Source organism: Vibrio sp. T13N, assembly GCF_032970445.1.
In the GTDB taxonomy this organism is placed as follows: Bacteria; Pseudomonadota; Gammaproteobacteria; order Enterobacterales; family Vibrionaceae; genus Vibrio; species Vibrio diabolicus.
Window position 1 is genome coordinate 1 of the sequence record NZ_JAWJYE010000033.1, and the last position, 6,791, is coordinate 6,791.

A 6,791-nucleotide genomic window follows, 5' to 3' on the forward strand; every position below is an offset into this window, starting at 1 on the left:
CTAACAATACCAAATTCATTTTTTAAGTAATTGTGAATTTTTTCATTAATTGCTATTACAGCACTTGCATCATCAACTATTTTTTTATACTTTTTGTATAACCAAGTATGTTTTTTTATTTTCTCCAAACGGTCCAGATCACCTTGCCTGACACTGACAATGTAAGGTGTTTTTTTTATCTTGCATAATTCTCTGGCGAGATGGCCATCTGGCATAATATAGTGTGCATGAACGCAATCAAATCCATTTGAATATTCGATAACTTCATTTTTGTTAATTGGAATATTAGAAAAAGAAAATGCATGTTTACCTGGAATTCTGATGTAGTTTGAAAATAGAACTTCGTAACCTCGCTCGACGATATACCCTTTTAGTTCAGAAAAGACCTTATACCTTTCTGGTTGAAAAGGTAGTTTTGGTATATACTCGGCGGGAAATATAACTTTTTGTTCTCGACAGAACCTTTTGTTGTTATCCATCACGTCCCAGATAACTCTATTCCCACCCAAATTTTTTATCGGAATATTTCTTGTTATATGCAAGACTTTCAAGGCAATACCTCATAAATAAAATAAAATCACTTCAATTCAGTCTCTAAACTTAACTTTCTATTCATAACTTTTAAGATGAATGATGAAATTCTCCATATGTGGCTAATAATGGAGAAATAACACGCAAACAGAATTATAAAGGCAAAGAACATTGTAGATTCACTGACATCAGTAAAATCAGCCCACAAACCGATAGCGGCACAAATCGATGCCATCGAACAAATGAAAATTAACGTTGCACCGGGTGAAAGCCCAATACGTTGGCAAATATGGTGTAGATGCTCTCTGTCTGGTTGGAATGGTGACTGACCTTTACGAATTCGACGGATCATAATGGTTGCCATGTCCATCAACGGTAAAGCAATTAACCACAGTGCTGTGACTGGCTTGAAGGCAACGGCCCCAGGCTCTTGCGTGCCACGAATCAACATCCAGACCACGGTAAAGCCGATAAACATGCTGCCCGCATCACCCATAAAGACTTTAAATCGACGACCAAGTGGGAAACCTAAGTTCAGGAAGATATAAGGAAGCATCGCAGTCACGAGCAATAAACAGATCGTGGCTAAGTATTCGTTTCCGTTGTAGGCAAACACAATACCTAATGCTGTAAAGGTGACCGAGGCTAACCCGCCCAGCAAGCCGTCTATACCATCAACCATATTAAATGCGTTAATGGCCCCTATTACTGCAATCACGGTGATCACCGCGCCAGTAACTTCATTTAGGGCAATGGTTTCGCTTCCCATTAGATAACCTAAATCGTGTAAGCTGTGGCCCCCGATGTAAATCATCGCAAGGGATATTCCCGCTTGGATAATAAGGCGAATTTTGAAACTTACATCGTAATAGTCATCTAATGCACCGAGCACGATGAGTACAGCCGAACAAGATAAGTAGAGTGATAGGTTGTCATTCATTGGTAAGAACAGAAGGAACCCCACCAGTATAGTAGAGAAAATGGAGATCCCTCCTACAAGTGGCACCACACCTTGGTGAAGCTTTCTTGCATTGGGTTTATCTACTAGACCTACGCGCTTGGCGACCTTGCGCATAACAAAAAGTAGAACGAACGACAAAATAAATACAAATAAATATGCATTATTCATGATAGCCAACTGTGTTATTAAATAAGTTTGAAGTAAATCTATAACGCATCCGACTGATTCCCTTTACGGATTCCATTGCATCACAGGTCCGATACTGCTGATTCTTTTTCGCTCATATCTGAATAAGCCGAACCTAAGAACAAGCAGGTGATTTTTTGGCGTGACAAAACCACATTAGACAACATGGGTTGTAACGCACAGCAAACGCTAATTTTTAATATTGAATATGTAAGTAACTGAATCACCCCGATACTCGCTCATGACGGTCACGGGTTCACAGCTTTTTATAGGCAGGCCAAATACAAAGCTTGTATATGTTAACTAACGGTTTGAGCCGACAGTTAACTACTTCTACACGCTTAGTGCTTGGTTTTGATAGGTATGAGAAATGGAGATTTAAATTGTAACCTATGCCTAACCAACATTTGCTCGCCACTTTGTTAGCTTTGAGCATCCCTCTGACAAAAGGGAATTACATAAATTTGTAATAGTTCTCGTTTTTTATAAATCAATCTTGCCAGAAATGCACTTAGGTGCTTATTATTATTGAAAATTCTTTAGTTTGACCTCTTTCTTTTATTAGGAAGGAGGCTTCACCGATGATTTGGGCACGCTACCGCCCCTAGGTCTGGCTCCTAGAAGCAAGTTTTTGCACGTAATGTGAACGGTTGCATTTCCAAACAGGAGACGAATTGTATAGTAAACACGTTGCAACTAAAAGTAGAACGTGTAAAAAGCTTACAAAAAAATGTCTTTTTTCTGACACTTATGCCGTCATAAATGTGGCGTGTTTTATAAAATTATAATTATCAGACACCCATTTACCCAACGAGCACTAAACAGCCAGTGACGCTGATTCCAAAAGCTTAAATGAAAATAGTTGCAATAATATGAATTGCATCACAATCGGTTGCAATGAAACGTAGTCAAATTTATGACGAATATCTAAGTCTCTCTAAACTTTCAGTTTTGCCATTTTCTTTCTCCTATTTTGCTTGCCTACAATACGCTCACTTATTCACTATCTGCCTGCTTACCATACCTACTGAGCGATTTACCGAATCACTGCCAAATAGTGAGGTTTGGCTATGTGTAAAATAGATACTCTCAAGCGTAAGCTAGCAAAGGTAAAAGCGTCGTTTTGTTATGAAAGTACTGCACCACGGTGGGAAAAATACGGTTACTGGCTCTTGTCACGAGCTCGTGTTACAAAATGGAAGTGTGCTGATCGACTGTGGTTTGCTACAAGGCCAAGACCATGCTCAGCAGCAGAGTTGGGATATCGATTTTTCTATCGCTCATCTCAAAGCGGTAGTGCTGACCCATTCTCATATCGATCATATTGGTAGGCTGCCTTGGCTATTAGCAGCTGGCTATAAGGGCCCTATCTACTGTACGGAAGCCACCGCTGAGCTCGTGCCGCTTATGTTAGAAGATGGTTTAAAGCTCCAATTGGGTATGCGGCGTCATCAAAGAGAGAAAGTGCTCGATTTTATTCGAGCGCTTATTCGTCCTTGTCCTTACTCAGTGTGGGTAGAAATAGAAGAGAGTACTTCTCTTCGCTTTCAACCTGCTGGGCACATTTTAGGCTCTGCATATGTTGAATTTCATTTATCAAACCAGGAGGCTGTTGTTTTCTCTGGGGATTTGGGACCTCGCAACACACCTCTCCTACCGGATCCATTATCACCGGAAAAAGCTGACTACCTGTTTATCGAGTCGACTTACGGCAATAAAATTCACGAGGATGTAGAGTCTCGCAGTAGGAGATTACTTTCTATTATTGAGCACGCCCTTGGGGATGGTGGCGTAATTGTGATACCAGCTTTTAGTGTCGGGAGAACCCAAGAGTTACTCTTTGATATAGAGCAGCTTATGCATGAGCACGCTTTGCAAGATTCACTGCCTATTATTCTCGACTCTCCTTTGGCTAAAAAAGTGACTAATACCTATCGCCAATTTAAAAAACTTTGGGGATCTGAAGCGAAAGAGCGACTCGATCATCATCGACACCCTCTCGCGTTTGACCAATGCATTACGATCGAAAGCCACGCAGACCATTTACAGCTCGTTAACCGTCTCGCAAGTACACCAGAAGCCGCTATCGTGGTTGCAGCCTCCGGAATGTGTGAAGGTGGCCGTGTCGTCAATTATTTGGAAGCTTTACTGCCTGATGAAAGAAATGATGTTCTATTTGCTGGCTATCAAGCGGAAGGGACTTTAGGTCGGCGTATCCAGGATGGAGAAGAAAGTGTATTGGTTGAAGGTAAACGCGTGAAAGTGAAAGCTCAAGTTCATACGATGTCAGGCTACTCTGCGCATGCCGATATGAACGACTTAATACAATTTGTAACTGCCATTCCTACTCCTCCTAAAGAGGTTCACCTTATACATGGTGAGGGAGATTCGAAAAAAGCGCTTTATCAAAAACTAATCAGCCTCGGATATAACTGCGTAATATAGTGAATTAGATAATCATTTAATTTCGAGGCAACATAATATATCGCAAACATAGTTTGTCGAATTCATTGATATAGTTACGTCAAGATTCAAAAACAAGCCATAAGTAAGGACTCAGGTTCAAGAAAATTAACAAAGTTACAAGCATGTTCTGGATTAAGGGATATAATTTCTATACGAATTAAATTATAATCGCCGACTTGTAAGCAATTGGCTAGTCGAAAACAACTTATTCCATTCCTATGACAGACAGTATGAGCGACACGCTTCAAGAACGAGAAGCTTCTGAATTAACTAAAAATAATTCTATCAGCATAACATCAGCATTGGACGAGTTATCCGCAAGTGAAACCGACGCTTGCCTTTATATCTACTGTCCGAAAGAAGACGAAGCAAAGATTGCTCAAGTACTTAAGAGACACCCTGAGATTAACGCACAAGTTAATAACTATGCTCTTAGGGATTTCAAGAGTAAAACGCTTTGCCACTTCAAAAGCTCACATCTAAACCCTGAGCAGCAAGCGTTTCTTGTAGCTGCGACAGAACTAGGTGCTTGGGTTGAGCCTCTAGTTAGCTACTTTGATCGTTCACTTGGCTACACTGAAACTGAGCTCTTGCATAGCGGCTACTTCTTACACCAAAAAGCTTTTTCTATCCTCTCTAATCGTAAGAACAGCTGGCAAAAGCGCTTCATCGATCTCTTGTTTGTTTTTATGCTGTCATGGGTTGCTATCCCAGTAGGGCTTATTACGGCACTGCTCATTAAGCTTGAGTCACCAGGCCCGGTATTCTTTAAGCAGCGTCGCACTGGCCAATATAATGAAGAATTTGAAGTGATCAAGTTTCGCTCGATGCGAAACGATGCGGAAAAGAACGGTGCCCAATGGGCGACCAAGAACGACGCTCGCGTAACGAAAGTCGGCTGTTTTATTCGTAAAACTCGCATAGATGAGCTCCCTCAGTTAATCAATGTACTAAAGGGAGAGATGTCGATGGTTGGTCCTCGCCCAGAACGCGAGGTGTTCATCTCTGAATTGGAAAAAGCCATTCCTTACTACCGCTTTCGTCACGCCGTTAAACCTGGGGTAACTGGTCTAGCCCAAGTAAAATACCCTTACGGCGCATCGGTAGAAGATGCTATTTGGAAGCATAAATACGATATCTACTACATCAAACACCAAAACTGGATGATGGAAGTGAAGATTCTTTTCCTTACGATTAAAACAGTGTTGTTTGGCATGGGGCGCTAACAATGACATCAAAATTTTCCGTTCTTTGCTCTTTGTACCACAAAGAGCAACCTAGTTATTTAGAACAATGCTTTGAGAGTCTAGAGTGGCAAACTTTAGAAGCCAACGAAATTGTTGTTGTTCACGATGGACCTCTAACGGACGGATTGTATGCCGTTTTGAAAAAATGGGAAAATAGACTGCCACTTAAGCAAGTTGTTCTTGAAAGGAACGTTGGATTAGGAGAGGCCCTTAATAAAGGTCTTGAAGCATGTAGTCATGATCTGGTTGCTCGTGTAGATACTGATGACATCAACCATATAGACAGATTTGATAAGCAAGTGAAATACATGGACAATAATCCAAATGTAGCAGCGGCAAGTTCCGACGTTAATGAGTTTGACACAGATCCAGACGAGCCTAGTCGAGTTAAAAAAGTTCCTTGCGCTAAGACTATATTCGCGTACAGCCTAAAACGAAACCCGTTAAACCATATGGCAACTATTTTTAGAAAGCATGCGGTAACAAACGTTGGAAGCTACCAACACCACTTATACATGGAWGACTACTATCTGTGGCTGCGTTTGCAGGCTGAAGGCTATAAAATCAGCAATATTCCAGAAACCCTAGTGAGCGCAAGAGTTGGGAATGGAATGCTAGAGAGACGCAGAGGCTTGCCCTATGCGTTGAGTGAGTTAAAGATGATGCGTGAAATATACAAACTAAAACTAGCAAATAGCCCCAAAACGGCCCTCTATTTTTCAGCTAGARCTTTTTCTCGATTGATTCCCGCAACTATACTTTCGAAAACTTACGAAAGATTATTAAGATAGTAGTCATCAACGAGCTTACAGGATGGAACTACTCAAAGCACCATCCTGTTTATATAAACTCTAGAAAGCCGAACGCTGATTAATACAAAGCAAATAACAAATAGCTCTAATTAGTAATAAAAATACTGTAAAGTAAAGAATCGTACCTAAGAACAAGCCAGGCTTTAGCAACCAAGATAATGATTTCATCCAAAAAACTGTTACTAATGCTGAAGATATAATGTCTCCTCGCCCATAAACAGTCATCTTCCTAAGAAAGCAAAGCAATAATGCTAACAGAACTATAAAGATAGCCCCTCCTATAACACCAAAATATAGAAGCGCGAAGAAATCAAAGTGATCTGTAGGGCCACCTGCAATAGTATTGCCTGAATAATGAGCTAATAGTAACTGTTTACCTATTTCAAATTGTCCTATATCATAACCTGCCAATTTTGACATAAAAGAATAAGACAAAATAGGAGCAAGCATTACTACAAGTATATTATTGACAGAAATTCCTTCATAGACATCATTGGGTAATCCCATATAATACATATCACCATTTGACAAAATCCTGTCTGTCAACCTTCTAAAGAGTAATTCAAAAATCTCGCCATATTCCAAGTT

At 40.4% G+C, this 6,791-nt stretch carries 5 protein-coding genes and 1 pseudogene; 3 read left to right on the forward strand and 3 right to left on the reverse strand.

The window, feature by feature from the left end:
* Nucleotides 1–479, reverse strand: a 479-nt coding sequence (locus R2S67_RS22285) for a glycosyltransferase (protein ID WP_317347112.1), incomplete at its 3' end; no start/stop codon positions are given.
* A 98-nt stretch (nt 480–577) separates the two neighbouring features.
* Nucleotides 578–1,660, reverse strand: a complete 1,083-nt coding sequence (gene wecA, locus R2S67_RS22290) for a UDP-N-acetylglucosamine--undecaprenyl-phosphate N-acetylglucosaminephosphotransferase (protein ID WP_317347113.1) — start codon at nt 1,658–1,660, stop codon at nt 578–580.
* 1,146 nt (nt 1,661–2,806) lie between these two features.
* On the opposite strand from wecA, the gene R2S67_RS22295 reads away from it, so the two are divergent.
* The 3 genes from R2S67_RS22295 (at nt 2,807) to R2S67_RS22305 (ending at nt 6,182) form a co-directional block, all read left to right on the forward strand.
* Nucleotides 2,807–4,123, forward strand: a complete 1,317-nt coding sequence (locus tag R2S67_RS22295; RefSeq protein WP_317347114.1) for an MBL fold metallo-hydrolase — start codon at nt 2,807–2,809, stop codon at nt 4,121–4,123.
* A gap of 239 nt (nt 4,124–4,362) precedes the next feature.
* Nucleotides 4,363–5,370 carry a sugar transferase gene (locus R2S67_RS22300; RefSeq protein WP_145533346.1) on the forward strand — a complete coding sequence of 336 codons (1,008 nt, stop codon included), beginning with the start codon at nt 4,363–4,365 and terminating at the stop codon, nt 5,368–5,370.
* Nucleotides 5,371–5,372: 2 nt separating this feature from the next.
* Nucleotides 5,373–6,182 carry a glycosyltransferase gene (locus R2S67_RS22305; protein ID WP_317347115.1) on the forward strand — a complete coding sequence of 270 codons (810 nt, stop codon included), beginning with the start codon at nt 5,373–5,375 and terminating at the stop codon, nt 6,180–6,182.
* Between the two features lie 60 nt (nt 6,183–6,242).
* On the opposite strand, the pseudogene R2S67_RS22310 reads toward R2S67_RS22305, so the two are convergent.
* Nucleotides 6,243–6,791, reverse strand: a pseudogene (locus R2S67_RS22310) (hypothetical protein); the annotation flags it as partial.